Source organism: Amycolatopsis sp. NBC_00345 (assembly GCF_036116635.1).
Classification (GTDB): domain Bacteria; phylum Actinomycetota; class Actinomycetes; order Mycobacteriales; family Pseudonocardiaceae; genus Amycolatopsis.
Window position 1 is genome coordinate 5,552,020 of sequence record NZ_CP107995.1, and the last position, 24,978, is coordinate 5,576,997.

23 protein-coding genes are annotated in these 24,978 nt (G+C 69.7%); 4 read left to right on the forward strand and 19 right to left on the reverse strand.

What is annotated here, in order from left to right; translation table 11 throughout:
• Positions 1-110: 110 nt before the first annotated feature.
• The 9 genes from OG943_RS24710 to OG943_RS24750 form a co-directional block, all read right to left on the reverse strand.
• Positions 111-4,025 carry a non-ribosomal peptide synthetase gene (locus OG943_RS24710; protein ID WP_328603285.1) on the reverse strand — a complete coding sequence of 1,305 codons (3,915 nt, stop codon included), beginning with the start codon at positions 4,023-4,025 and terminating at the stop codon, positions 111-113.
• 71 nt (positions 4,026-4,096) lie between these two features.
• Positions 4,097-5,449, reverse strand: coding sequence for a class I adenylate-forming enzyme family protein (locus OG943_RS24715; protein ID WP_328603286.1), 1,353 nt, complete (start codon positions 5,447-5,449; stop codon positions 4,097-4,099).
• Positions 5,449-5,940 (reverse strand): beta-ketoacyl synthase N-terminal-like domain-containing protein, encoded by a 492-nt coding sequence (locus OG943_RS24720; protein WP_328603287.1) that lies wholly within the window; start codon positions 5,938-5,940, stop codon positions 5,449-5,451. Before OG943_RS24720 ends, OG943_RS24715 begins: the two co-directional genes overlap by 1 nt.
• Positions 5,937-7,058 (reverse strand): beta-ketoacyl synthase N-terminal-like domain-containing protein, encoded by a 1,122-nt coding sequence (locus OG943_RS24725; protein WP_328603288.1) that lies wholly within the window; start codon positions 7,056-7,058, stop codon positions 5,937-5,939. The genes OG943_RS24720 and OG943_RS24725 overlap by 4 nt, the downstream gene beginning before the upstream one ends.
• Entirely contained in the window at positions 7,055-7,558 is a 504-nt protein-coding gene (locus OG943_RS24730) for a 3-hydroxyacyl-ACP dehydratase FabZ family protein (protein ID WP_328603289.1), read from the reverse strand. The genes OG943_RS24725 and OG943_RS24730 overlap by 4 nt, the downstream gene beginning before the upstream one ends.
• Positions 7,555-7,959: an acyl-CoA thioesterase gene (locus OG943_RS24735; protein WP_328603290.1), complete on the reverse strand. Its 405-nt coding sequence runs from the start codon at positions 7,957-7,959 to the stop codon at positions 7,555-7,557. The genes OG943_RS24730 and OG943_RS24735 overlap by 4 nt, the downstream gene beginning before the upstream one ends.
• Complete coding sequence (locus tag OG943_RS24740; protein ID WP_328603291.1) at positions 7,956-9,329, reverse strand: aminotransferase class III-fold pyridoxal phosphate-dependent enzyme; 1,374 nt, start codon at positions 9,327-9,329, stop codon at positions 7,956-7,958. Before OG943_RS24740 ends, OG943_RS24735 begins: the two co-directional genes overlap by 4 nt.
• Positions 9,322-9,582 carry an acyl carrier protein gene (locus OG943_RS24745; protein ID WP_328603292.1) on the reverse strand — a complete coding sequence of 87 codons (261 nt, stop codon included), beginning with the start codon at positions 9,580-9,582 and terminating at the stop codon, positions 9,322-9,324. The genes OG943_RS24740 and OG943_RS24745 overlap by 8 nt, the downstream gene beginning before the upstream one ends.
• A gap of 111 nt (positions 9,583-9,693) precedes the next feature.
• The gene (locus OG943_RS24750; protein WP_328603293.1) at positions 9,694-10,533 is read right to left on the reverse strand and encodes an SAM-dependent methyltransferase; all 840 of its coding nucleotides are present in this window, start codon (positions 10,531-10,533) and stop codon (positions 9,694-9,696) included.
• Between the two features lie 157 nt (positions 10,534-10,690).
• Here OG943_RS24750 and OG943_RS24755 point away from each other — a divergent pair, with 157 nt between their 5' ends.
• Positions 10,691-10,972 carry a phosphopantetheine-binding protein gene (locus tag OG943_RS24755; RefSeq protein WP_328603294.1) on the forward strand — a complete coding sequence of 94 codons (282 nt, stop codon included), beginning with the start codon at positions 10,691-10,693 and terminating at the stop codon, positions 10,970-10,972.
• On the forward strand, positions 10,969-12,390 hold the full coding sequence (locus tag OG943_RS24760; RefSeq protein ID WP_328603295.1) for an amidase family protein: 1,422 nt from the start codon (positions 10,969-10,971) through the stop codon (positions 12,388-12,390). Before OG943_RS24755 ends, OG943_RS24760 begins: the two co-directional genes overlap by 4 nt.
• A gap of 19 nt (positions 12,391-12,409) precedes the next feature.
• Here OG943_RS24760 and OG943_RS24765 read toward each other — a convergent pair whose 3' ends face one another.
• Positions 12,410-13,342, reverse strand: coding sequence for a 3-oxoacyl-[acyl-carrier-protein] synthase III C-terminal domain-containing protein (locus tag OG943_RS24765; RefSeq protein ID WP_328603296.1), 933 nt, complete (start codon positions 13,340-13,342; stop codon positions 12,410-12,412).
• A 285-nt stretch (positions 13,343-13,627) separates the two neighbouring features.
• Between OG943_RS24765 and OG943_RS24770 the strand changes: the two genes are divergently transcribed.
• Both OG943_RS24770 and OG943_RS24775 read left to right on the forward strand, forming a co-directional pair.
• On the forward strand, positions 13,628-14,377 hold the full coding sequence (locus OG943_RS24770; protein ID WP_328603297.1) for an aspartyl/asparaginyl beta-hydroxylase domain-containing protein: 750 nt from the start codon (positions 13,628-13,630) through the stop codon (positions 14,375-14,377).
• A 107-nt stretch (positions 14,378-14,484) separates the two neighbouring features.
• Positions 14,485-15,291 carry a methyltransferase domain-containing protein gene (locus OG943_RS24775; protein ID WP_328603298.1) on the forward strand — a complete coding sequence of 269 codons (807 nt, stop codon included), beginning with the start codon at positions 14,485-14,487 and terminating at the stop codon, positions 15,289-15,291.
• Between the two features lie 17 nt (positions 15,292-15,308).
• Here OG943_RS24775 and OG943_RS24780 read toward each other — a convergent pair whose 3' ends face one another.
• Genes OG943_RS24780 through OG943_RS24820 form a run of 9 tightly spaced genes read right to left on the reverse strand, consistent with a single transcriptional unit; the run spans position 15,309 to position 24,842 of the window.
• Complete coding sequence (locus OG943_RS24780) at positions 15,309-16,715, reverse strand: aldehyde dehydrogenase family protein (protein WP_328603299.1); 1,407 nt, start codon at positions 16,713-16,715, stop codon at positions 15,309-15,311.
• Between the two features lie 36 nt (positions 16,716-16,751).
• A complete protein-coding gene (locus OG943_RS24785) occupies positions 16,752-17,963 on the reverse strand; it encodes a hypothetical protein (protein ID WP_328603300.1) in 1,212 nt (403 codons plus the stop codon).
• 39 nt (positions 17,964-18,002) lie between these two features.
• Positions 18,003-18,998, reverse strand: a complete 996-nt coding sequence (locus OG943_RS24790; protein ID WP_328603301.1) for a histone deacetylase family protein — start codon at positions 18,996-18,998, stop codon at positions 18,003-18,005.
• 41 nt (positions 18,999-19,039) lie between these two features.
• Complete coding sequence (locus tag OG943_RS24795) at positions 19,040-20,152, reverse strand: aminotransferase class I/II-fold pyridoxal phosphate-dependent enzyme (protein ID WP_328603302.1); 1,113 nt, start codon at positions 20,150-20,152, stop codon at positions 19,040-19,042.
• Positions 20,149-20,727: a hypothetical protein gene (locus tag OG943_RS24800; protein WP_328603303.1), complete on the reverse strand. Its 579-nt coding sequence runs from the start codon at positions 20,725-20,727 to the stop codon at positions 20,149-20,151. The genes OG943_RS24795 and OG943_RS24800 overlap by 4 nt, the downstream gene beginning before the upstream one ends.
• Complete coding sequence (locus tag OG943_RS24805) at positions 20,724-21,029, reverse strand: chorismate mutase (RefSeq protein WP_328603304.1); 306 nt, start codon at positions 21,027-21,029, stop codon at positions 20,724-20,726. Before OG943_RS24805 ends, OG943_RS24800 begins: the two co-directional genes overlap by 4 nt.
• Positions 21,026-21,526 (reverse strand): GNAT family N-acetyltransferase, encoded by a 501-nt coding sequence (locus tag OG943_RS24810; RefSeq protein WP_328603305.1) that lies wholly within the window; start codon positions 21,524-21,526, stop codon positions 21,026-21,028. Before OG943_RS24810 ends, OG943_RS24805 begins: the two co-directional genes overlap by 4 nt.
• Positions 21,523-23,706: an aminodeoxychorismate synthase component I gene (gene pabB / locus OG943_RS24815; protein ID WP_328603306.1), complete on the reverse strand. Its 2,184-nt coding sequence runs from the start codon at positions 23,704-23,706 to the stop codon at positions 21,523-21,525. The genes OG943_RS24810 and pabB overlap by 4 nt, the downstream gene beginning before the upstream one ends.
• Entirely contained in the window at positions 23,703-24,842 is a 1,140-nt protein-coding gene (locus OG943_RS24820; protein ID WP_328603307.1) for an aminotransferase class I/II-fold pyridoxal phosphate-dependent enzyme, read from the reverse strand. The genes pabB and OG943_RS24820 overlap by 4 nt, the downstream gene beginning before the upstream one ends.
• Positions 24,843-24,978: the final 136 nt, after the last annotated feature.

A 24,978-nucleotide genomic window follows, 5' to 3' on the forward strand; every position in this document is an offset into this window, starting at 1 on the left:
GCGATTCCTCCGTGAAGTTTCGGCTGCGCCACGGCGTTTCCCGCAGCAGCGGTCAACCAGGACATCGATCATCGTGTGCTCCTCCGCCGGCCCAGGGCGCGTTCGCCGGTTCAGCCGGCCGTCGAGCGTTCCGCCCGCGCTTGATCGATCGCCAGTGCTGCCCGCAGCATCGATCCGAGCTCTTCCAGGGGCCGGCCGCTCAGCAGGTCGCCATGGCTCGCCAGGAGCGGGCGGACGTCGATCGTGCCGGTCAGGTAGGGCGCCCAGTCCTCCGGTCGTGCGCCGCGGCCCAAGCCGGCGTCCTTGGTGGCGGCGAACAGCAGCAGGTCGCCGTCGAACACTCCCGGCCGGAAACGGTGGGCGCGGTCCATGTTGTGCCCGAACACGTGCGCGATTTCGGGGAGGACCTCCGGGTCGAGTTCGGCGAGCACCGGATCGGCGTCGCGCAGCGTCTCGACGAACTCGGGGTAGCCCAGATCGGCCGTTTCCCGTTCGTGGCCAAGGGAATCCAGCACCATGCCCAGCAGCTCGGAGGTTTCCAGCTCCGTCGACGCGGTCCAGGGGTGACCGAGCAACGGGAACGAGTCGGCGAGGGCGAGCAGCGCGATCTCCTCACCCTGGCTTTGCAGCAGGGTGGCCATCGCGTGACCGACCAGGCCGCCGTAGGACCAGCCGAGCAGGTGGTAGGGACCGTGCGGCTGGATCGAGCGGATCAGCGCGACGAACTCCGTGGCGATCGAGTCGATCGTGCGGCCGGGGTCCGCCGTTCCGGCCAGTGCCGGATCCTGCAGGCCGTAGACGGGACGATCGGTGCCCAGGTGGCGCAGCAGTCCCGAGTAGACCCAGCTGACGCCCGCCGCCGGATGGACGCAGAACAGCGGCGGCCGGTCGCCGCCGGTGCGTAACGGCAGCAGGACCTCAAGCGGATCGCGAACGTCGTCGTTCGCGTCGAGCCGGGCGATCGCGGCGACCGTGGGGGCCTCGAAGAGCGTCCGGATGTTCAGCTCGATGCCGACGTCGGACCGGATCCGGCTGACCAGCCGGATACCCAGCAGGGAATGACCGCCGATCTGGAAGAAGTCGTCCTCCGGACCGACCTCGGGTACGCCGAGCACCTCGGCGAACAGGGCGCACAGCCGGCGTTCGAGCTCGGTTCCCGCCGCCCGGCCCGCCTCGGCGACGCGGCGGGGCGCGGGCAGCGCGCGTCGATCGACCTTCTGGTTCGCGGTCAGCGGTATGGCGTCGAGCACGACGAGGTCACCGGGCACCATGTAGCCGGGCAGCCGGGACTCGGCGAACGCACGGACCCCGGCCAGGTCGACGCCGGTGTCCCGGTGACCGACCAGGTACCCGGCCAGCCGGCGATCGCCCGGCACGTCCTCCCGGACCACCACCGCGACCTGCGCGACCGCCGGATGCCGCGCCAGCACCGCCTCGATCTCGCCGATCTCGATGCGGAACCCGCGGATCTTCACCTGATCGTCCGTGCGGCCGATGAATTCCAGGCAGCCGTCCGAGCGCCTGCGCACGAGGTCCCCGGACCGGTACATCCGGCTGCCGGGCGGACCGTAGGGGTCGGTGCCGAACCGCTCGTCGGTCAGGTCCGGCCGGTGGAGATAACCACGGGCCAGCCTGCTGCCCGCGATGTAGAGCTCGCCCGTCGTGCCGTCAGGCACGAGTTCGAGCTGGGGGCCGAGCACATAGCACCGGGTCCCGTTCACCGGATACCCGATCGGCACCGGCGTGTTCCGGTCGACCGGCGGCCGCACCCGGTAGGTGGTCGTGAAGATGGTCGCCTCGGACGGCCCGTAGGCGTTGACCACGGTGACGTCCGGGCAGTGGTCCTGCACCCGGCGCACCGACTCGGGGGGCACCACGTCGCCACCCGACCACACCTCGCGCACGCCCGCGAAACAGTTCGGCCGTTCGTCGGCCATCACCCGGAACAGTCCCGAGGTCAGCCAGATCACGTCGAGGTCGCCACTGGAGATCAGCGCGTCGAGCTGGGCCACGTCGAGGATTCCCGGTGGTGCCACGACGATCCGGCCGCCACGGGTCAACGGCACCCACATCTCGTACTGCATCACGTCGAAGGTCTGCGGCGTGTGCAGCAGCAGCCGCCGGTGCGCGGCCGCGTCCCAGCACGTGTCGCTCGCCATTTCGGTGACGGCGCCGTGGGTCACGGCGACCCCTTTCGGGGTGCCGGTGGAGCCCGACGTGTAGATCACGTAGGCGAGCTGGCCGGGACGGACCACGACGCCCGGGTCGTCCGCGACCGCGTCGGCACTGCTGGACACGTTGATCACCGGTGGTCCCCCGGCGCGCAAAGCCACCTCGTGTTCGCGTGACTCCTCGTCGACCAGCAACGCGGCAGCGCGGGCCTCGGTGAGCACGGTGGTGAGGCGGGCCGCCGGGTCGCCCACCGCGAGGGCGCAGCAGGCCGCGCCCGCCTTGACGGTGCCCAGGAACGCGATGACCAGCCGTTCCGAGCGCTGCATCAGGATCGCGACGACCTGGTCGCGGCCGGCCCCGGCGTCGATCAGGTCACGCGCCACCTGGTTGGCCCGCCGGTCGAGCTCGCGATAGGTCAGCGTGGTGCCGCCGAAGACGACGGCGGGTGCGTCCGGTTGCCGCGCGACCTGCGCGGCGATGGCGGCGGTCAGGGTGGTGCCCGTGACTCGCGGCGCATCGCCCGTGGACCGGGCCAGGATCCCGGCCCGCTCGGCCGCGCCGATGAGCGGCAAGGCCGACAGGGGCGCGTCCGGGGTCTCGGCCGCCAGTTCGAGCAGCCGGACCAGGCGGGCGGCGAGCGCGACGATCGTGCCGCGGTCGAACAGCTCCGTGCGGTAGGTCAGCCAGCCGGTGAGCCGGTCACCGGCGAACCTGGTGTCGAGCTTGAGCTCGAACGCGGTGGTCCGCTCGTCGAACACCTCCCGGGTGACGATCCCGGCCGGCAGCCCGGTTTCGTCCCCGTGATGGACGCACACCGCGTCGAAGATCGCGCCACGGCTCATATCCCGGCCTGGTGCGACCGCGGCGACCACGTGCTCGAACGGCACGTCCTGGTACTGGTGCGCGGCCACCATCGAGGCGTTGACCCGGCGCAGCAGGTCGCGGAAGCCGTCGGCCGCGCCGATCCTCGCCCGGAGCACGACGGTATTGACGAAGAAGCCGACCACGTCGTTGAACCGGGGGTCGCCGCGACCGGCCAGCGCGGCTCCGACGGTGATGTCCCGCTGGCCCGTCCAGTGCGCCAGGACGGCCTGGAACGCCGCCGCGAGCGCGCTAGACGGCGCGCTGCGGCAGCGCAGGGACAGGGTGCGCAGGGCACGGGTCGTTTCGGTGGACACCTCGAAGGGCACGGTGTCGGCACCGTCACCGGGACGGGCGGGCCGGGAGCGGTCGGTCGGCAGTTCCAGCTGCTGAAATCCGGCCAGCGCCGACCGCCAGTGATCCAGCTTCGCCGCCATCGCCGGATCCGCGCAGCGCCGGCGCTCGTCGTCGACGTAGTCGCCGAAGTCCGGTCCCGCCGGTCGTGGCGACGCCGGCGTTCCTTCGGCCGCGGCCGCGTACAGGGTCGCGATATCGCGTTCCAGGATCGGCAGCGACTGACCGTCGACCGCGATGTGGTGAGCGCTGAGAACCAGCACCGCCGTCCCGTCCGGGCAACGCAGCAGTGCGGCCCGTAAGGGTGGCCCGGCCGCGAGATCGAACGGCTGGTGCAACACCGTCCTCGCGACGCGATGCCAGTCGTCGTCCGCGGCCACCTCGATCACCGGCAGGTCGATTCGGAACGCCGGGTGGACGACGCGCAGTGGCTCGCCGTGCTCGTCGGGCGGATAGCTCGTGCGCAGGACCTCGTGCCGCGCGACCAGCTCGGCCAGTGCGACGCGCAGCGCTGTTTCCCTTACCCCGCCGGTGAAGCGCATCGCCAACGGGATGTGGTAGGCGTAGCTGTCCGGGTCCATCTGCCGCAACAGCCACAGGCGACGCTGGCCGAGCGAGGGCCGCGCTTGGTTTCGCACAGTCGGCTCCAGACTGTCGGTCTCCTGGTCCGGCCGCGGAATTCCCGGTTGCGCCAAGGACGGCGACGAGGTCACTTGTGCCACCCCTCCTCCAAATAGGGCTCGACGATGACTGCGCGGGGCCGCTCGCTGCGCAGCAGGTGCCGGCTCAGCTCCCGGTGGTAGATGACGTCCTGGCCCGGTTCCGGGGAGTCCACGTAGACCTCGAGGTCGTAGTGCGTGTCGGCACCGTCGCGGTGCACCCGGGTGACCGCGCGGCGCACCCCGTCGAGCCCCGCCGCGACGGAGCGGATCGACGGGAGCCACACCTTCTCGCCGTTGACGGTGACCGAGTCCACCACCCGGCCGCGGAAGAAGTGGTAGCCGTCGTCGTCGATGTGGAACAGGTCGCCGGTGGCGATCCCGCCGTCCGGTAACAGCGGGCTACCGGACGGAACTCGCCCCCGCAGCGGCGTGTCGGTGTAGACCACCAGCTCCTGGCTGCCTTCGTCGATGCCGCCCGGGCGCAGCGCGGTTCGCACGCTGGGCAACGGGAGGCCCGCCGATCCGTGCCGCCGAGCCGGTTCGGCGTGCGCGGCGAGCGTGCTCACCCGGGGACCGGCCTCGGTGAGCCCGTAGGTCAGGTACAGCTCCCCGCCGGGGATCGCCTGCAGCAGCGGGGGGACGAGTTCCGCGCCGAGCTGGTCACCGCCGACGGTCAGGGTGCGCAGCACCGCCGGGAGCGCGGTTCGTTCGCCGAGCAGCCGACGGACCAGCGCCGGGGTGAGCGACGAGAGCGTGACGTCGTGCCTGGCGAGGATTCGCGTGTAGTGCCGGGGGGTGAACGGCGGCCCGGAGATGACCAGCCGGGAGCCGCGGACGAGGGCCGCCAGGCACTGCGCGACCAATGCGTACGAGAAATACATCGGCAGGGTGACCAGCACGGTGTCCTCCGCGCGCTGGCCGACGGCGTCCGCGTGCCGGGCGGCGTTGCGCAGCAGGCGGTCGATGTCGTGCAGGCAGCCGGTGGCGATGCCGGAAGTGCCCGAGGTCGTGATGATGACGCTGCCGGCCGGGTGCCGGCGCGGGGTTCCGGGCAGCCGGATCAGCTCGACGCAGCCGATCCGGTAGACGGGGCCGTCACCGAGTCGGTGCGTGCGCGGGGCGATGACGGCGGCGGCGCCGCACGCGTGCGCGGTGCCGAGAAGCCGGCCGGCGGTGGCGCCCGGTGGCACCGGGACCGGGACAAGCCCCGCGTTCAGCACCGCGAAGAACATGACGAGCAGCGCTTTGCCGTTGGGCAGTGCCAGCAGCACCGGGCTGCCGGCCGGGAGGTCCGCCGCGGTGATACCGGCGGTGAACGCCTCCAGTTCCGGGGCTTCGTCCGGGCTCAGGGTGTCCGTCGTGCGGGCGAGCAGCGCCTCGACGGCGGCGGCGCGCCACATCAGCGGGCCCCGAAGATCGTGCTGTGCACGGCGTGCCTGCCGTCCTCGTCCACGGTGTGCGAGCTGAGCACGACGTACCGGGCGGCCCCGGCGGTCAGCCAGCCTCGCGCGACGACCTGGGCGGCGGCCAGGCCGATCGCCGGCGCGGTCGCGAGCGTGAGGCTGGGGCCGCGGAAACCGTGCACGATGCAGCTGATGCTGCCGGCGGTGCCGGGACTGGCCGCGGCGAACCGCATCGGGCTCAGCCGTCCGGATTTCGTGGCCTCGGCGACGGCGGCCAGGGTGCCGCTCGTGCAGTGCGCGCTGACCAGGATCACGCCGACCTCGTCGGGATTCGCGGTGGCTTCGGCCGGCGCGGCGGCGAGTGCGGCGCCGACGGACCGGGCGACCAGCCAAGCCACTGGATCGGCGAAGCGGGCGGGCACGGCGGCCCGGATCGAGTCGACGCCGTTCCAGTCGACGTTCCCCTCGGCCACCACCGGCGCGCTCATGCGACAGCCTCGAACGCGAGACAAGTGTTGAAGCCGCCGAAGCCGAGGGTGATGCTGAGGCCCACCCCGGTGTCGATCGGCGCGGGCCGGCCCGACGCGGGCAACGGCAGCGGGAAACCGGGCATCACCTGCCGCAGCCCGGCCACCGGCGGGACTCTCCTGTCCCGCAGGGCGAGCAGCACGGCGATCGCCTCGACCGTGCCGGTCGCGCCGAGGCTGTGCCCCAGTGCGCCCTTGGTGGCGAAGACCGTGGGGGCCGCCGCGCCGTCGAAGATCCGCGCCAGGCTGCGCGACTCGACGTCGTCGTTGACCTGAGTGCCGGAGCCGTGCGCGTTGACCGTGCTCACGTCCGCGGCATCCCGCCCGGCCACGGCCAGTGCGCGTTCGACCGCGCGGACCACGGTGTCGCCGGACGGGTCCGGGGCGGTTGTCCCGGCCGCGTCGTTCGCCGAGCCGGCGCCGAGCAGCCGCCCGTACGGACGGCGGCCCCGAGCGCGGGCCGACGCGGCGGACTCGAGGACCAGGAATCCGGCTCCCTCGCCGAGGATGGTGCCGTCCCGGTCGGCGTCGAACGAGCGCAGCATGGTCGGCGACATCGTGCCCAGCACCGAGTGACCGAGCCGTTTGGCGGTGGTGAGCACGTCGGCGGCGCCGCACACGACCAGCTCGGCGGCGCGGTTGCGGACCAGTTCGGCGGCCACGAGCACGCTGTCCGACCCGGACGAGCACGCGGTGGAGACCGACAGCGGGGTCCGGCTCAGCCCGAGCTCCGTGGCGATCCGGTGGCACCACGCGTCGAGCGGGACCCCGGTCGCGTCGTCCAGGTGGGCGCCGTAGCTGGTGCCCAGGACAGCGTGCAGCCCAGGGTCGGACCGGGTTACGCCGGCGTCGGCCAGCGCCGCGACCAGGGTGTCCCGGGCGAGCCGATGCTGCCGGTCGGCCGAGTCCCGCGCCGTCAGGCCCGGCACGGTCGCGGCCAGGTTGTTGCGCAGCCGGTGCTCGCTGGCGACCGGCCGGATTCCGGTGGCGCCGTCCAGCAGCGACCGCCACACCGCGTCCCGCCCGGCGCCCAGTGCCGTGGTCCAGGCCAGCCCCGTGACCCAGACCTCGGTGGTCACCACAGGGGGTCGCCCAGGTCGGCCGCCTTGACCCGGATCAGGGTGCCGCGGAACTTCGCGACCACGGTGTCGTCCACCGTGGCCGTCGAGCCGAAGAAGAACGTATTGCCGACGATCTTCTCGCTGCGCACGGTGAACGTCACCTGGTCGCCGGGCACGACGATCTTCGTGAACCGGGAACGGACGGAGCCGATCAGCGTGATCTCGTCGTCCGCCAGCTTGGACGTGCTGAGCTGGTAGAGGATGATGCCGGACTGGGCCCACGCCTGGGTGAGGTGGCTGGCGGGATAGATCGCCCGCTCCGGGAAGTGCCCGGCGATCGCGTCCTGGGCCCCGGAGACGGACAGCCGGCTGGTCAGGAAGTCACCCGGCTCGTAGTCCAGGATCCGGTCCAGGTAAAGCATCGGGTGGCGGTGCCGCAACCAGCTCTTGATCTCGGTGAAGCCCATCGTTCGCGCGGTGCGGGTGGTTTCCGGCGCGGTGGCACTGGCCGTAGTCATCGGAGCAGCTCCTTCAGCACGGTCGCGATCCGGGCGGGGATGACAGCGGGGCTTCCCTGCGTGTCGACGAATCCGAAGGCGAGGGTGCCGGTCGCCAGCGGGCCGTGCGGTCCGCTGACGGTCCCGGAAATCCGCAGGCTGGCCGCGCCGAGATGGCTCACGGACACGTCGATGCCGACGTCGTCGAGGAACCGCGCGCTGGCCTGGTGCCGTAGCCGGGATTCGACCACTACCAGGCTGGTCCCGTTTTCGGCGAGGGCCGCCAGCCCGATTCCCAGGCGGTCCAGGTTCTCCAGGACAGCCGATTCCAATAAGGACAGGTAGCGGGTGAAATGCACGACCCCGGCCGCATCGGTGTCGATGTGCTCGATTCTCCGGTCGAGCCGGACGAGCGCTGTCATGCCACTGTCCTGGCGAATTCGCGGGAACCGGAGACGAGCCGTCGGGCCAGTTCGGCGACGTCGTCCTCGGTCGCGATCAGCGGGAGCGTGACTCGCATCGTCGGGAATACGTAACGCAGGCCTCCGGACCGGCGGCCCGCACCGGACATGAATTCCACGTAGACGCCGTGCCGGATCAGCTGGACACGCAGGTCGCTGACCCGCTGGGCGGCGGCTTCGGTCAGCTCGACGCCGTGCATCACGCCGAGGCCCCGGGATTCCTGATACAGCTGCGGGAACGCCGAGACGAGGTCGCTGAGCGCGTCGGCGATGACGCCACCGAGGTCCGCGGCCCGGTCGACCAGTTTCGTCTCGGTCAGGTGCTCGAGCCCGGCCCGGATCACCGCACAGGTCAGCGGGCGCAGGTCCGATGTGGAGACCGCACCGGTCTCCCGGACGCTCAGCTCACGGCGGGCGATCACCATCGAAGTGGACAGCGCACCCATGCCCAGGCTCTTGCCGATCACCGTGATGTCCGTCGGGATCGGCCCCTCGTCGTCGGTCATCGCGAAGAACCGGCCGGTCTTGGCGAAGGTGAGCACCTCGTCGGCGATCAGCAGCGCGCCGTTCCCGCGGCACAGCCCGGCGAGCTCGCGCAGGTAGCCGGGCGGCGGGACCAGGATGCCGGCGTCGCCCTGCACCGGTTCGGCCACGACGGCCAGGACCCGTTCGCCGTGGGCGGCGAAGAAGTCCCGCGCCGAGGCGATGTCGCCGTACGGGATGTGGCGGACCGTGACGCCGTGCGGCCCGCCGCCGCTCTGATCCGGCAGCCCGACCCGGTAGTGCCTGCGGTTGACCAGCGGCACCAGGCCTGCGGTCCAGCCGTGCCAGGCGCCCTCGAACGCCAGGATCAGGTCGCGCTCGCCGTGGCCGGGCACGGGCCTGAGGTGGCGCCGGTCGAACCGGGTCTCCACGGCCAGCCGCAGCGCCAGCTCGATGCCCTCGGAACCGGAGTTACGACCGCTGACGTGGTATTCCCCGGCACTGAACGAACGGGCGAAGAGCCCGTCTCCGCCGAACAGGCGGCTGAGCAGCCGGGCCCGCTCGGCGGAGGCGATCTCGTCGGTGGCGTAACCCGCGGTGCGGACCGCGTCGGCGAGCGCGTCGGCGATCACCGGGGAACCCGCACCGAGACAGGCGCTGGCGTAGCCGCCGCTCGCGTCCAGCACGTCGAACTCGTGACCGGCCGCCGGGCCCTCCAGCTCCACGAACCGCTGGACCAGGCCGCTTCCGCCGGTGCTGCCGAAAGGCAGCCGGGGACCGTAGTGATTCAGCTGCAACTCGCGGTCGGCCCACCGCCCGGCGATGGACACCTGTGCCGGCTCAGACACCCTGGGCCGCCCGCAGTTTCTGCACCAGGTCGGCAACCGAGTTGATGCTGGTGAAGTTCTCCGTGCTGAAGTCCTCATCCGAGATATGGATACCGAAACGCTGCTCGCACAACACGCGAAGTTCGACGAAACCGAGCGAGTCCAGGCCGAACTCGGCGCGCAACCGGTCATCCGAGCCGATCTCCGGCTCCGGAAACTCAACGAAAAGATCATCCACGAGAAATTTCCTGATAATCAGCTGAACGTCGTCCACGGAAAATTCCTCCACGATCGTGCGACCACACTGGACAAAGACGCCCTGGCGAGCAAAATTCCTTTTCGTAAATCGTCGATCATGAATCCCCGTTCCATTGCGGGCGATCAGTCAGGAGTGGCCGAGGACGAGGTAACTGCGCGGCAGGATCGCGACCCCCGGCGGGTTGGCGGCCGAGGACCACCGGGAGTAGTCGGCGCCGGGCCGTCCCGGCTCCGTGACCACGTCGGCCTGCCAGCCGTTGGCGGCGAAAAAGCCGGCCGGATCGTCCGTGCCGAACTGCCAGGGGCTGCCGGACTCTTCCAGGCGCGCCAGGAACGTCCGCATATAGGGGAACCGGAAGATGCCGGTGCCGATCAGATCCGCGGCCATCCGGCTGCCGGGAGCCGACAACGCGGCAGCACGGCGGATGACGTCGGCCGCCAGGTCTTCCGGCAGGTAGAAGAGCACGCCCTCGGTGAACCACAGGGTCGGCGCGGAGCGGTCGAAGCCCTGCTCGACCAGTCCGTCGTCCCACGCGGTGCCCAGATCGGCGAGCACCTGCCGGAGCGTGCACCTCGGCGCCTTCGCGACGTGGTCGAGTACCTGCTTCTTGTAGGAGATGACCGTCGGCTGGTCCACTTCGTAGACCACGGTTCCGTCGGGCCAGTCCAGGCGGTACGCCCGGGTGTCGAGCCCGGCGCCCAGACCGACGACCTGTCGTATTCCCGACCGCAACGCCTCCGCCACCACGTCGTCGAACCATCGTGTGCGGATCGGCAGAAAGGGATTTCCCTCGTCCGATGCGCGCGACGGGTGGAAATGCCGTAGCAGGCGAGCGCCGTCCGGACCGGCCAGCAGCCCGGCGTAAGGATCTTCGAACAGCCGGTCCGGGCGTGCACTCTCCCGGGCCCGGGACGCCGCCGTCCACAACGCGGTCTGCCCGACCCCATTGATCACCTCAACACCCATAGCCGGAATGTAATTGGCCCGGCGCCCGCGGAGAACATCCACAACCAGGCATAGCTGCATCGGTAGGGCTCTCGTCCGCTCGATGAAGCACAGGAACAGCTGCGACAGTTCGGAAAAATGGCACCAGAGCCGTGCGCCTACGACGAGAGGACTTCGGATGCACACCACCTCCGATATCGATACCGACATCGCCACCTTGATCGCCGGGGCCATCGGTGACGTCCTCATCTGCGAACCGCCGGAGCTGGACCGGGATTTCTTCCTGCACGGCGGCGACTCGGTGCGCGCGGTCGAACTCGTGACCAAGCTGACCGAACTGTTCGGGGCGCGGACCGGCGACCAGGAGAGCCTGAGCTCGGCGTTGCTGCTCGCCGTCTTCGACGACGCCAGCCCGAACGCGCTGGCGATCGTGACCCGGAAGCACCTCCAGCCGGCATGACGCGGCCACCACCGGTCATCGCCGAACTGGTGGCCGGCCTGACGAGCGGGCGGCTGTCCGCGCGGGAGCTGCTGGACCAGTCCCTCGACCGCATCGGCCGGTACAACGACGGCCTGCGGCTGGTCACCACCATCGACGAGCGTGCCCCGCGTTGGGCGCGTGAGGCGGACGACGCCGCCGCTCGCGGCGAGTCCCTCGGTCCGATGCACGGCATCCCCGTGACCGTCAAGGACAGCTTCGCCACCGAAGGACTGCGGACCACCGCCGGGCTGCCCGAGCTGGCGGGACACACACCGGCGCACGACGCGGACGTCGTCCAGGCGTTGCGCCGGGCCGGTGCTGTCGTTTTCGGAAAGACGAACCTCGCCGCAGGCTGCGCCGACGTGCAGGCGGACAATCCGCTCTTCGGGGCGGCGGCCAACCCCTGGGACCCGGCTTACACGACCGGCGGATCCTCCGGCGGCTCCGCCGGCGCGGTGGCCGCCGGCTTCAGCGTCGCGGACGTCGGGTCGGACATCGCGGGGTCCATCCGGATACCGGCCGCGGCGTGCGGTGTGTTCGGGCACCGGCCGTCCTTCGGCATCGTGCCCATGCGTGGGCACATCCCGCCGCTGCAGCCGATCGAGCCCGACCTGGCCGTTGCCGGACCGCTGGCCGCGAACGTCGCCGACCTGGAGACCCTGCTGGACGTACTCGTCGGGCCCGGCCGCCACGACCGGCCCGCCTGGCGAGTGGAACTGCCCGCCGCCCGCACGATCCGGCGGGTCGCGATCTGGGACGACGATCCGTACTGCCACGTGGACGCCGAAATTCGCGGCGCACTCGCCACGGCCGCCACCGCGCTGGCCGGCGCCGGGGTTCAGGTCGAGCCGAGGCGCCCGACCGGCATCCGGCTCGACGAAAGCGACAGTGTCGCGCGACGGCTGCTGGCGTCGGTCGCGCTGAAGAACCATCGCCCGGCCGACCTGGCCGCCATCGCCGCCGGGACCCGCCCGCCGGGTGACGGGCTGGGCGACGAGTTCGCCGCCCAGAGCTACGCGGAGTGGATGACGGCCGACGCGCGCCGGGAACGGCTGCGTGCCCGCTGGCACAGCTTCTTCACCGATTTCGACGCGATCCTGCTCCCGGTCGGACCCGCGCTGGTCGGCCGGCACGACGACCGGCCGTTCGCGGAGCGCCGCATCGTCGTCGACGGAGTCGAGCGGCCCTACTGGGATCAGTTGCCGTGGACCAGCCTGACCGGGCTGGCGCGCCTGCCGACCACCGTCGTGCCCGTCCAGCGGGACAGCAGGGGCCTGCCGATCGGCATCGCCGTCGCCGGGCCCTACCTCGAGGATCGGACGACGCTACAAGTCGCCCGGCTGCTGAGCGAAGCATTCGGCCCGCTGGGCCGGCCGGACCTCGACCTCGCGCGGTAGGCGCGGACGCCGGAAAACCTCAGTGCTGGAAGACCATGGCGGACACGGTGCTGCCCAGACCCACCGCGGTCATGACGTAGCGGTCTCCCGGCTTCAGCCGCCCCGCTGCCGTCGCGGTGGTGTAGCTGATGAACGAGTCGGCGCCGAAGCAGTGTCCCAGGCTCGCGAGGTTGTCCAGGTACAGCACCTTCTTGTCCCTGATCCCCAGCGTCTTCATCGTCTTGAACCACGACAGCTGGTTGACGTTGTGCGGCAGGATGAGGTCGACGTCCCCGGGAGACATTTTCGCACGATCCAGGGCCGCCTTGATGACGCCGCCGAACAAGGTCGAGTAGCGGGCGCCCCATTCCTCGTTCTCTTCCTCGGCCATCCGGGTGGCACGGTGATACCTTCCCAGAATCCGCGTGGCGAAACCGAGCAACCGGTCCCGGCGACCGCCCGAACCGACCAGGATCGCGGCCGCGCCTTCGCCCACCATTGCCGTCATGCCGAGCATCCGGGCGTCCGCGGTGAAGGTCTTCTCGCCGGCGAAAACGAGAGCCAGACCGTCCGGATCGTGGTCCTCCGCGAGCATCCGGCCGGCGACCTCGACCGCCATCAGCGCGGAGGCGCACGCCTGCTGGTTCAGGCAGAGGGAGAGGGCGTGCCGCAGCCCGAGCCGGTTCCGGACCTCGTGCAGCGGATTGAGCGGATACGGCGTGGTGACCGGCATCGTGCGGGCCTGCACCACATACCGGATACGGCCGCGCAACGAGGAGAAGCCCGGCAACGCCTCCGCCGCCGCGACCAGCTGACCGGCCAGCGGCACGTCGTCCGACCGGGTCTCCGAAAACCCGTAGTACTGCTGGTAGACCCGGATCTGCCGGTGACTCATCCCCTGGTCGATCAGGTACCCGGCGATCGGCTTCCGGTTCGCCGGCAGGTACACGGCCACCGATTCCAGAGAGGTCAAGGAAGATCCGTTCAGGTATCGGGGATGCGCGCGCGAGATCATCTCTCCCGAAGAATAGTTCAGTCACAGACGGTCGCGGCACGACTCGCCGGGCGGTCCATCTACCTAGCCTGAACAGCTAGACGGTACGGCATGGCCGCTTTGCCATGTTGCGGCGAGGAGATCCAGGATTATGTTTGACTTCGACGTGACACGACGGGGCCGAGGCGAACCACGGCTTCCCAACTTCCGACAATCGGGCAGTGGTCAACGGAAAGACAGCGGTCAACGGAAAGGGGAACTGTGATGAAGAAAATCGATGCCATCTTCAATTCAGTGAAGGAACGTTACGGCGAATTCTCCGTCGAGCGGGTCGAGAACATGCTGAAGACGGGCGGCCACGAGCGCCAGCCGGCGCAGAAGGACGCCAAAATGATCATGCCGGGGCTGACGCAGCGGGCCTGGCACGACCCGTACGAGCACGCGGAGATCGCCCCCGTGGTCCAGGCGTTCGAGGCCGGCCACCCCGCGATCAAGGCGGAATTCGAAAAGGCGTGGCGGGATGCGTCGGACGAATTCACCAACTACGAACACTTTCTGATGACCAAGCCGGAATGGCAGGCGCTTTACCTCTTCTTCCAGGGCTCCCTGGTGGAGAAGTCGTCCGAAACCGTGCCGACGGCATACGGGATCCTGAAGAACGACGCCATCGACAAAGGCGTGTTCTGCCCGCTGCTCGAGGCTCATTTCTCCACTCTGCTGCCCGGCACCGGCGTCCCCTCGCACACCGACCTCTGGAACTTCACCATCAACCTGCACGTCGCCGTCGACATCCCCGAGAAATGCGGCATTCGTGTCGTCGACGAAACCCGGGAATGGGAGGAAGGCAAGTGCCTCCTGTTCGACTACTCCTTCGAGCACGAGTCGTGGAACAACGGCGACCGCCCGCGGACCTGCCTGCTGGTGGATCTCTGGCACCCCGACACCACTCCCCCGGAACGTGAGGCGCTGATGGGCCTCGTGCCCCAGATCCGCAGGTTCGGTGGCCTGGGCTAGCGAGTCCGATCGTGCGGCCGGACCGCCGCACGCTGAACTGAGGTCAAGTAGCCGGAAGGTTTCCCCCCACCTCCGGCTACTTGCGATTCGGCAGAAGGATTGGTGCGATGACGTTCGTCCATGGATACGAGTTCGACGCGATGTCGACGAGATCGGTCAACCGGGATGTGACGCGCGCGCTCATCGATATGTGCGGGATCGGTGCGCACAGCCGGGTGGCGGACATCGGATGTGGCTCCGGGAGTGCGACGCGGCTGTTGCTCGAAACGTCACCGGAGGTCGGTCAGGTCGTGGCCGTCGACCCCTCGCCGCATGAACTGGCCATCGCCAGGGAACGCATAGCGGATGAGCGGGTGACGTTTCTCCAAGGGAGAGCACAGGATGTCGAGGGACTGATCGACCCGGTCGGCGTCGTCCTGTTGAGCAATGTCATCCACCAGATCCCCGAAGCCGAGCGCGCATCGGTGATCGGCAGTTGCCACCGGGTACTGGCACCAGCCGGCATCCTTGCCCTGAACACACACTTCTACGAGGGCTCCTTACCCCGCGAGAGCCGCGTCTTCTACGCGCACTGGCTGTACAGCACGCGCCAATGGCTGAAATCCAACGGGGTCGAACTCGGCTCGAACCCGTCGGCACCGGTGGCGTTGAGCCTGCTGGACGCCGATGCGCACGTCGCGATGTTCCAGGCCGCCGGGTTCAGCGACGTACGGGTCGAGGAACGCACCTACGAGTGCTCGTTCGACGACTGGGACGCGCTGTCGCGCTACTCGGTGTTCATCGAGGGAGCGACCGGCCTGGCCGACATGGCGCTCGGCTCGGAGGCACTGCGCGCGGGACTGCGGACCACGTTCGAGGCTCTCGGTTTGACGACGGTGCCCCGGCGGTGGCTGTTCGCCAGCGGCCGCAAGTAGGCGAGGAGCGGCGCCGTTCACGCCTTTCCGAAGCAGCGCCGGGCCTCGTGCCGGACGGCGATCCGGGTGTATTCCACCAGGCCGTGATATCCGTATTCCACTCCGATCCCGGAGTGGCGGACTCCGCCGAAGGGCACCGCGTGCCGCAACTCGCCATGGGTGTTGAGCCACACGGTGCCTGCGGAGATCCGGCCGGCCGTCTCCGACGCCAGGCTTTGATCACCCCACACGGACGCGCCAAGGCCGAACTCCGTGCCGTTGGCCGCGGATACCGCGCCGGCGAGGTCGTCGTAGGCCAGGACCGGAATCACCGGGCCGAACTGCTCCGTCAGTTCGAGCTCCGTGCCCTGCGGAAGATCACTCACCACCGTCACGGCGTGATACGCGCCGGGACCCTCCGGACACGCGGATCGCGACACCACTCGAGCGCCCGCCGCCGACGCGGTGTGGACCAGTCCGGCCACCCGGTGCGCCTGTGCCGTGTCGATCAAGGGCCCGTACTGGGTGACGGGGTCACGGCCGTCGCCGACCCGCGCTCGAACCGCCAGCTCCGCCAGCGCGTCGACCAGTTCTTCCTCCTGGGGACGACTGACATAGATTCGTTTGACAGCAGCGCAGAACTGACCGCTGTTGATCAGGCTACGGGCGAAGAGTTCCGGCGCGACCCGCGAAATGTCGGTGTCGGGGAGGACGATCGCCGGGTCGTTCCCGCCGAGTTCGAGGACGACCCGGCGCAACCGGGACCCCGCGGAGCGGGCGATGCGCAAGCCCACCGGGATCGACCCGGTGAACGAGATCAGGTCGACGCCGGGCGACTCGACCAAGGCAGCACCGAGTGCGCCGTCACCCGAGATCGCGTTGAGGACCCCGGCCGGGAGGATCTCGGCCAGCAACTGGACCATGCGCAAGGTGGACAGCGGCGTCGCGGGTGCCGGCTTGACCACCACGGTGTTACCCGCCAGCAGGGCAGGCGCGATCTTGCACACCGACAGGATGATCGGAAAATTGAACGGTGCGATGGCGGCGACGACCCCGATCGGCACCCGGCGCATCGACGCCGCGCTGGTGTCGTCGTCGATCAGCACCTCGCCGGGCAACGAGAGCGCGGCCGTGTCGGCGAACCATTCCGCCGCGAGCGCGACCTCGGCCCTCGCGTCCGCCAGCGGCTTGCCCTGCTCCAGCGTGAGCAGCTCGGCCAGTTGCTCCTGATGCGCACTGACGGCCCTGCCGCAGGCGTGCAGGAGTTCGGCCCGCTCGTCCAGCGAAAGCGCGGACCACAACGGAAAACTCCGCCTCGCCGCCTCGACCGCGGCGGCGAGGGTGGCGGCGGAACAGCGAGGGGCCCAGGCGAATTCCTGACCATCGGCCGGATTCGTCACCGCCAGCTTCTGATCGGATTCGACGGCGCTGCCGTCGATTGTCATCGGGACGCACAACACGGGCACAACCCCTCTTCGGCCTCACTCGTAGCTGATTGCCAGTGCCTCGATCGCGGCATCGGTGTCGGCCATGGCGCGCTCGTGGTCGGCTGCCTGGCCGTAGACGACACCGATATGGCTACCCGTTCCCTCGCGCCAATCGATAGTGTCACCCGGGCCCCGGTAGGCGTCGTAACGGATGACACTCTCAATCGCCTCGGCCGCGGACGGCTCGTTGACGGCAACGAGCTTGGTGGCGTACTGCGGTACCTGGACGAACCGCTTGTAGACCACCCCGTCCGGCAGGGGCGGGATCTCGCCGACCGGTTGGCCCAGCGCCAGCTTCAGCGCGGCGCGGGTGGGGTCGAACCCGCTCCAGGCCCGCAACATCTCCGACAGGTATCCGGCCGGACGGCCATTGATCTCGATGATGCGCGGGCCGTCCGCGGTGAGCTTGATTTCGCCGTCGGTGACCGAGTTTTCGATACCGAGTGCGAGCACAGCCGCCGCCGCCAGGTCGAAACAACTCTGCTCGACCGAGGAGCCGACGGTCGGCGGAACGAAGATTCCCGCTTCCCGGAATGGCGGGCTCAGCGGAAACCGGCCCATGAGACAGACGTCGCGCACCACCGAGTTCTCCACGACCGACGCGATCCCCACGTAGTCGCCCCACTCCGGGCCGGCGATGGCGGGGTCGCCCACGAGCAGTTCCTCCACCACGTACCCCTGCGTGATGGTGTTGCGCGGCATGTTCTCGTGCTCGTCCACCCAGGTGCGCACCTCCGCCGCGGAGTCGAGGCGCACCGTATCGATACTGCCCATGCCGTACTGCGGTTTGACCACCACGGGCAAGCCGACCTCCGCGACCGCCTCCGGCAGGTCCGCCGGATCGTTCACCAGCTGGGACCTGACGATTCCGACTCCGGCGTCGGCGAGGATCTTCCGCTGCAGGAACTTGTCCCGGCAGGCGCGCGCGGTGTCGACCGAGTGGTAGGGCATACCACCGGCGGCGGCGATCTCGGCGGTGCGTATCACCTGCGGATCGCTGAACGTGGTGATGCCCTCCACCCCGAGATCCATGATCTTGCGCGCTGCCGCGTCCGGCTCCAGATCGGTGACGTCACAGAAATGTCCCGGAATGCCGGGAGAACGTCCGTTCACGATGAAGACCGGCTCGCAGAGACGGCGGCCCGCGAGGACGATCTCGGCGGGGCGGGCGGAGCCGTGGGCGTAGACAATCCCGACTTTGGGCAAGGAGGGCATGTTCTTCTTTCGTCTAGGGCGTCCGGGTTCTCAGCTGCTGCACAGCCCCAGGAGGAAGGCCCGCAGCTGGTCACCCAGGCCGGGTACGTCGTAGCCGCCTTCCTGGGTGATCACGGTCGGCAGGCCGAGCTGCCCGGCGGCGGCCCCCACCTGGTACAGGTCGTCGTTGCCGAGTTCGAAGGTGCCGACGGGATCGTCACGGGCGATGTCCAGGCCGAGCGAGATCACCAGGTGACTGGCACCGAACTCGGCGATGCGGGCGACGACATCGTGCAGCTCGCCGAGGTAGCGCTTCCCGTCCGTCCCGTCCGGGAGCGGTACGTTGAGGACAGTGCCGCGGCAACTGTCCGCGCCGCGCTCGTCGGCATACCCGCAGTAGAAGGGAAAGTGCCGCCGGGGTGAGCCGTGCAGGGACGCGTAGAACACGTCCGGCGCCTCCCAGAACAGTTCCTGCGTGCCGTTGCCGTGATGGAAGTCGATGTCGAGGATGGCCACCCGGCCGTGCGCGCGCAGGCCGGACGCCGCCAGCGCCGCGTTGTTGAGGTAACAGAACCCGCTGTATTCGCCGCGGGCCGCATGGTGCCCGGGCGGCCGGCAGAGCGCGTAGGCCCAGTTCGTCCCCTCCGTGACCAGGCGTGCCGCGGTGATCGCGCTCGCAGCCGCCCACTGGGCGGCCCGCCACGTCGTCTCGATGATCGGCGTCGCCGTGTCACGGCAGAAGTAGCCGGCTTCGGCTCGCACGTCGGCGCCGGGTTCGGGCCGGCGCCCGCCGCGGCGCGGCCCGAAACTGTCCGGAACCACCGGCCCGGTCCGCCCGTCTGCCGACCACCTCGGATGGGCCGTCTCGAAGTACCGGATCATTTCCGGGTCGTGGACCGCCAGCAGGGAGTCGCCGGGTGCCGGGTCGGGCTCGACCAGTTCGGCGCCGGCACCCATGGCGCCTTCCAGCAGCCTGGCCACCCGGATCGGCAGGTCCAGCACGGGGACGAGCTGGCCGTCGTCAACCTGGTAGGGCGGATCGTGCACCGGGCGATCGTGGTCGTGGTGAACCACCTTGAGGCCGCCCATCACGCATACCTGAGGGACAGCTGCGCGCGGCGAGCTTTCGCCAGCGCTGCGAGGAGGAGCTTCGAGTCGGACCGGAGGCCGACGGTGATCCGCACTCCGTGACCGGGGAAGGGGCGTACCGCGATCTCGTCCGCGGCCAGCTGGGCGGCCAGTTCCACGGCGCGGTCCCGTACCGGCAACCACAGGAAGTTGCCCTGGGAGTCCGGTAGCCGCCACCCGGACATCCGCAGCGCCGCGGTCAGGCCGTCGCGTTCGGCGATCAGCTCACGCACCCGGACGTCCGTGACTTCCTGGTGCCGCAGAGCCGCCACCGCCGCCGCCTGCGCCGGCCGGCTGACCCCGAACGGCGCCAGGACCTGATTCATCCGGCTCGCCAGGCCAGGCTCGCTCACGGCGTACCCGACCCGAAAACCCGCCAAGCCGTACGCCTTCGAGAAGGTGCGCAGGACCACCAGATTCGAGTGGACCCGGCTCAGCCGCAGACCGTCCGCTCGATCGGGTGCCGTCGCGAACTCCGCGTACGCCTCGTCCAGGGCGACCACGACCCCGGCGGGCAGTGCCGCCAGGAACCGTTCGAGGTCGGCGTCCGCCACGGTCGTGCCGGTCGGGTTGTTCGGACTGGCCAGGAAGATCAGCCGTGTCCTGGGCGTGATCCGGCCGAACATCGCGTCGAGGTCGATGTGGTTGCCGTGCAGGGGAACCGAAACCGGTGACGTGTCATGGAGAATGGCATCGATGAGGTAGTCGTCGAACGACGGCCACGGGAACATCACCTCGTCGCCGACGCCGGCGACCGCCTGGACGAGGGCCCGGCAGATGGCGACCAGTCCCGGCCCGACACTGAGCTGTTCCGGGTCGACGGGCAGGATCGCGGTCAGGGCGGCGACCAGGTCGTAATGGGCCGGGTCCGGATAACGATTGCCGCCCATCGTCGCCTCGAGCACCGCGGTCACGACTTCCGGCGATACCGGATAGGGGTTCTCGTTGAGGCCGAAACCGTGGACGAGACCGGGCTCCGGGAGCGGCGGCAGGTCCGTGGCGGCCGCTTCCAGGGAGATCAACCGGGACGGCTGGCCGATGGTGGACTTGTCCGGCAGATGGCTGATCGTCATGCCACTCCTGATGGATTCCAAGGCGTGGTGGCCGCCCAGATCATTTCCGGCACCGCGCGCCGGGTTCCGAAGACGAGCCAGCAGCACTCCACCGGCCCGATGGACTCCAGCAGTTCGAGTTCTTCCGGGTGAGCCTCGTAGGAGTGCCGGGACACGACGGCGTGATCAACGGCGCCGGTCAGCACCCGGTCGAGCGCCACCGGTTTGGCGGGGACCAGGTCGACCCGGCCGAACCGGGCGAGGTCGAGGTAGCCGCGGGTGGCCGGCATGATCGCTATGCCCGGCGAATCCGCGGGGGCCCGGCGACGTACCAGAGCCAACGGCATCGTCGCCAGCCCGAAGAAGTCGACGATCCCGATGTGCCGCCAGGCGCGCGTGGTGAGCAGGTCCACGTCCGCGTGAGCGGCATTCGCGATCACCAGCGCGTCGGGATCGCCGAGCATCGTGTCCATGGTGACGTCCAGGGACGGGCACAGCTCGATCTCCGCGTCGAGGCACCGCAGGCGGCCGTACGCCCGCGCCGCTCGCTCGTGATCGGTGCCTCGCGGGCCGAGGGTGGCGATCCGGCGGCTCATTCCGTGTGTTCCGTCGCGCGCAGCCGCTCGTCGTCCATCAGCTCGTCCTCGAGCTGGCAGGCCGCCGCGATCAGCTCGCCGGCGATCGCGGCGAGGCGCTCCGGGGCCACCCCCAACGACTTGGCGTGGTCGGCGTACCGCTGTCGCACGTAGGACACCCGGGTCGGTTGCATCATCGCGATGCCGGCCACCGCCTTGTGCTTCGCGATTTCCCGGATGACATCGAATCGTGCGGTGATGGCCGCCAGCATGCGTTCGTCGACTTCATCCAGGCGAGCGCGCAGCTCATTCAGTTCAGTCACTTTCGTCCCTCCGGGGCGACATACCGCATCCGTGGTCCGATCGGGGAGAATCCGCGGTGGAGATAGAATTCACGGGTGCGGTCCGCCTTGTCGAACCGTTCGCCGGGCAACCCGACTTCGAAGACACCGGTCGATGCCGTCTCCACAAGACGGGTGACCAGCATTTCGCCGACATGACTGCTACGGGCTTCGGGACGCACATAGAGTTCTTGTATCTGGGCATAGGGGCCACCGGTACGGATCGCGGTCTGATAACTCGCGGTGACCAGGCCGACCAGCCGTTTCCCCGTGTCCTCGGCCACGAGGACGAGTCCGGCCCGCGGGTCGCCGATCAGGTGCAGTGCGGCGGCGACGGCACCCTCCGGGGCCTCCCGGTCCGGCCGGGCGGACAGCTCACGCAGCAGATCGACTATTCCCGCGACGAGGTTGCCGGCATCGGCCGGCGTCGCTACCCGGACGGCGACGCGCAGGGCGTCGTTCTCGGCCGACGGGGTCACCGGGGCGCTTCTTCGACGACCCGGGCGTTCACCGCTTCGAGGACGGCACCGGCCTTGAGCAGGATCTCCTGCCACTCCTGCTCGGCGTCGGACAGGATGGTGATGGCCCCGCCCGCGCCGACACTGAACTCGTCGTCCTGCCGGACGATCGTCCGGATGACGATGTTCAGGTCGGTCGCGCCGTCACACCCGAAATAGCCGATACTGCCGGAGTAAACGCCGCGCGGCGCGTTCTCCAGATCGTCGATGATCTGCACGGTACGGACCTTCGGCGCGCCGGTCATGGACCCGCCCGGGAAGACCGCCTTCGCGCATTCCGCGGCGGTCAGATCCGGCTTCATCCGGCCCCGGACCGTTGACACCATCTGGTGCACGGTCTGGAAACTCTCGATCGCCATGAGCACGGGGACCTCGACCGATCCGACGCGGCAGACCCGCCCCAGATCGTTGCGGAGCAGGTCGACGATCATGAGGTTCTCCGCGCGTTCCTTGGGATCGGCCGCCAGGCCGGCCGCTTGTTCGGCGTCCTGCTCGGGGTCGGGATGGCGGCGCGCGGTTCCCTTGATCGGCTTGGCTTCCACCCAGCCGTCCTTGCCGACGCGCAGGAAGCGTTCGGGCGACGACGAGCACACCTGAGTGGTGCCGAAGTCCAGGAACGCCGCGAACGGCGCGGGGTTCCCCCGGCGTAACCGCCGGTAGACCTCGAACGAGTCCTCGGCGGCGGGCATCCGGAACTGGTTGGTCAGGCAGACCTCGTAGGTGTCCCCGGTGCGCAGGTACTCCTGGCACTTGGCGATGTCGTCGAGGTACTGGCCGCGGTCACGGTCGGGCTGTGCCGCCAGTTTGTGCTGGGCCGGCGGCGGGACGGGTGGCGCCGAACTCTCGCCGCGCAGCGCCGTGAGCACCTTCGAGGTCCGGGCCAGCCAGTCCCGGGCCGCGTCCTCGTGGCCCGTGCCGGCGAGGGCGACGAGATACGCGGTGTCGTGGTGGTGGTCGATGACGACCAGGCGGTCGGCGAAGAACAGCGCGGCGTCCGGCGTCGCCGCGGTACGTACCTTCTGGCCGCGGACATCGGCATTGCACTCGTAGCCGATCCAGCCCACATAGCCACCGATGAAGTCGAACGGCACGTCCGCCGCCGCACAGCGGAACTCGGCCAGACGCTCGGCCAGGAAGTCGAAGATCCCGGTGTCGGGTAGCACCTCGAAGTCCGGCCGGCCCGCTCGCTGGCGCTCGACGACGCGGGTCCCGGCCCGGTAGCGCACGTCTTCGGAGAGCGGACCCGCGCCGGCCGTCAGGTAGGAGAACCGGCCGGTACCGATGCCGGGTGCGGCGCTGTCGAGCCAGACGGCCGGACCGGAGCCGCGCAGCGAGCGGAAGACCACTTCGGCGTCGAAGGGCCCGCTCACCTCCTCGATCAGCGGGCGTACCGGGAAGACGTCCGATTCGGCAGGGCGGGTCTCCGCCGCCCCCGGCCGGGCGCCGCGGTGCACGGCCGCTCGCGGCCGGGTGACTGCCCGGGGTTCGATGGCCTCTTGTCGTTGCCACCAGGCGATCGTGAGATCCCGGAAACGCTCGATGATCTTCGAGCCGTGACTGGTGAGCACGGATTCGGGGTGGAACTGCACGCCGTAGAAGGGCCGGTCCACCGCCTCGAGACCCATGACGGTCCCGTCGTCCGCGCGGGCGGTGACGACGAGTCCGTCAGGTACCGGCTCGGCGACGACGAGCGAGTGGTACCGGACGGCGGGGAAGTCCTGTGGCAGGTCGGTGAAGAGTTCCCCGTCGTGCTGGATACGGCTGAGGCGCCCGTGCATGACGGTCGGGGCGGGGACCGTCCGTCCCCCGTACGCCACGGCCATGCCCTGGTGGCCCAGGCAGACGCCGAGCACCGGGATACGGCAGTCGCGCAGGATCTCTTCGCAGACCTGGAAGTCCTCGCGGCACTCGGGCCGGCCGGGTCCGGGTGAGATGACGATGTTGTCGATGTCGAGCGCGGCGATGTCGGCCCAGGACAGGCTGTCGTTGGTGACGACGACCGGCTCGGCACCGTTGGCAACCGCCAGCTGCTGGGCGAGGTTGTAGGTGTACGAGTCGTAGTTGTCGATCAGCAGGGTCCGGACCACCGGAGCCGGCGCGCGGCGCGTGGGGGCCGCGAGCGCCGCCGCAGTTCTGTTCATCGTGGCTGCCCCCCTGTGTCCTGGTGGCCGATCAGGTAGTCGTCCAGCCGGGCGAGCGCCTCGGGCAGGTCCCTGCGGCCGTACCCGATCCGGATGTGCCCGCCCGGTTCGTCGAAGACATCGCCCGGCAGCAGCAGCACACCGGCCTTTTGCCGGACGTCGTCGACGAAGCTCGCCGTCGATCCGTTCAGCCGGAACCGGGGAAAGGCGACGGTGCCCGCATGCGGACGCTGCCAGTGCACGAGGTCGGCGTGGCGGGCGAAGAACTCGTCGAGGAGATCGAGATTCTTCCGGGTGATCGCCCGCGCCCGGTCCAGCACCGTCTCGGCGTTGCGGAGGGCGATCAGGGCGAGGATCTCACTCGGTGCGGCCGCGCAGATGGTCGTGTAGTGCTTCATGCCCGCGGCACGTTCCAGCAGGTGCGTGTCGCGGCTCGCCAGCCAGCCCAGCCTGGCTCCCGGCAGGCCGTAGACCTTCGACATCACACCGATCGAGACCGCCGAGCCGGAGATTTCGGCAGCGGCCGGCAGCCGCGACGCGGGGTCGTGTTCCAGGAGCCGGTAGATCTCGTCGCTGACCAGAATCGCGCCCGAGTCCTCGGCGAGCTTGCGCAGCTGATCGAATTCCGCGTGCGTCGGAAGCGCGCCGGTGGGATTGTTGGGCGCGTTGACGATGATCATGCGAGTGCCGTCCCGGACCGCGGAGGCGATCCGGTCGACGACGAAGCCGAAGCCCTCGCCCACATCCATGCGGACGATGCTCAGGTCGGCGCCGACCGCGCGAGGCACCTCGTACAGCGGTTGCCAGCAGGGAGCGGCGACCACGACATGGTCGCCGGCGTTCAGCATGCCGTTCATCACGCAGAAGATCGCGTCCTGTGCGCCCGTGAACACGAGGATGTTCTCCGGGCCGAGGCCGCTGTACTGTGCGGCGATGGCCTCGCGCAGGAGCGGGTGCCCCCAGGTCTCGGTGTAGCCGAGGCTCAGGTTGTCCCAGAGCTGGCGGGTTTCAGCGTCGGCCAGTGTGAGTGCTTCGGCGAGGGTCAGTGCCTCGGTGTCCGAGGCGCACATGACGTAAGGGGTGACGAACTCGTGTCGAGCGAAGAAGTGCTCGATCTTCAGATCCTGGATCTGCAACGGAAGCTCCTCAGCTACAAGGTCGGCGAAGCCGGATGGGCGCGCGTCATTCCCGGGGCGGATGCCGTCGGTCGCGCCCGGCTCGCAGCTCGGCAACGCATCACGTTAGGTGCTGGATCGCACTGGCCGACGCGGC

Excerpts from the sequence above, each read along its gene's own strand:
- OG943_RS24795 (WP_328603302.1), bottom strand. The coding sequence starts at position 20,152 with ATGACGATCAGCCATCTGCCGGACAAGTCCACCATCGGCCAGCCGTCC.
- OG943_RS24780 (WP_328603299.1), bottom strand. The coding sequence starts at position 16,715 with ATGACAATCGACGGCAGCGCCGTCGAATCCGATCAGAAGCTGGCGGTG.
- OG943_RS24800 (WP_328603303.1), bottom strand. The coding sequence starts at position 20,727 with ATGAGCCGCCGGATCGCCACCCTCGGCCCGCGAGGCACCGATCACGAG.
- OG943_RS24720 (WP_328603287.1), bottom strand. The coding sequence starts at position 5,940 with ATGAGCGCGCCGGTGGTGGCCGAGGGGAACGTCGACTGGAACGGCGTC.
- OG943_RS24735 (WP_328603290.1), bottom strand. The coding sequence starts at position 7,959 with ATGACAGCGCTCGTCCGGCTCGACCGGAGAATCGAGCACATCGACACC.
- OG943_RS24775 (WP_328603298.1), top strand. The coding sequence starts at position 14,485 with ATGACGTTCGTCCATGGATACGAGTTCGACGCGATGTCGACGAGATCG.
- OG943_RS24770 (WP_328603297.1), top strand. The coding sequence starts at position 13,628 with ATGAAGAAAATCGATGCCATCTTCAATTCAGTGAAGGAACGTTACGGC.
- OG943_RS24715 (WP_328603286.1), bottom strand. The coding sequence starts at position 5,449 with ATGTGGCGCGCCGCCGCCGTCGAGGCGCTGCTCGCCCGCACGACGGAC.
- pabB (WP_328603306.1), bottom strand. The coding sequence starts at position 23,706 with ATGAACAGAACTGCGGCGGCGCTCGCGGCCCCCACGCGCCGCGCGCCG.
- OG943_RS24730 (WP_328603289.1), bottom strand. The coding sequence starts at position 7,558 with ATGACTACGGCCAGTGCCACCGCGCCGGAAACCACCCGCACCGCGCGA.
- OG943_RS24755 (WP_328603294.1), top strand. The coding sequence starts at position 10,691 with ATGCACACCACCTCCGATATCGATACCGACATCGCCACCTTGATCGCC.
- OG943_RS24750 (WP_328603293.1), bottom strand. The coding sequence starts at position 10,533 with ATGGGTGTTGAGGTGATCAATGGGGTCGGGCAGACCGCGTTGTGGACG.
- OG943_RS24760 (WP_328603295.1), top strand. The coding sequence starts at position 10,969 with ATGACGCGGCCACCACCGGTCATCGCCGAACTGGTGGCCGGCCTGACG.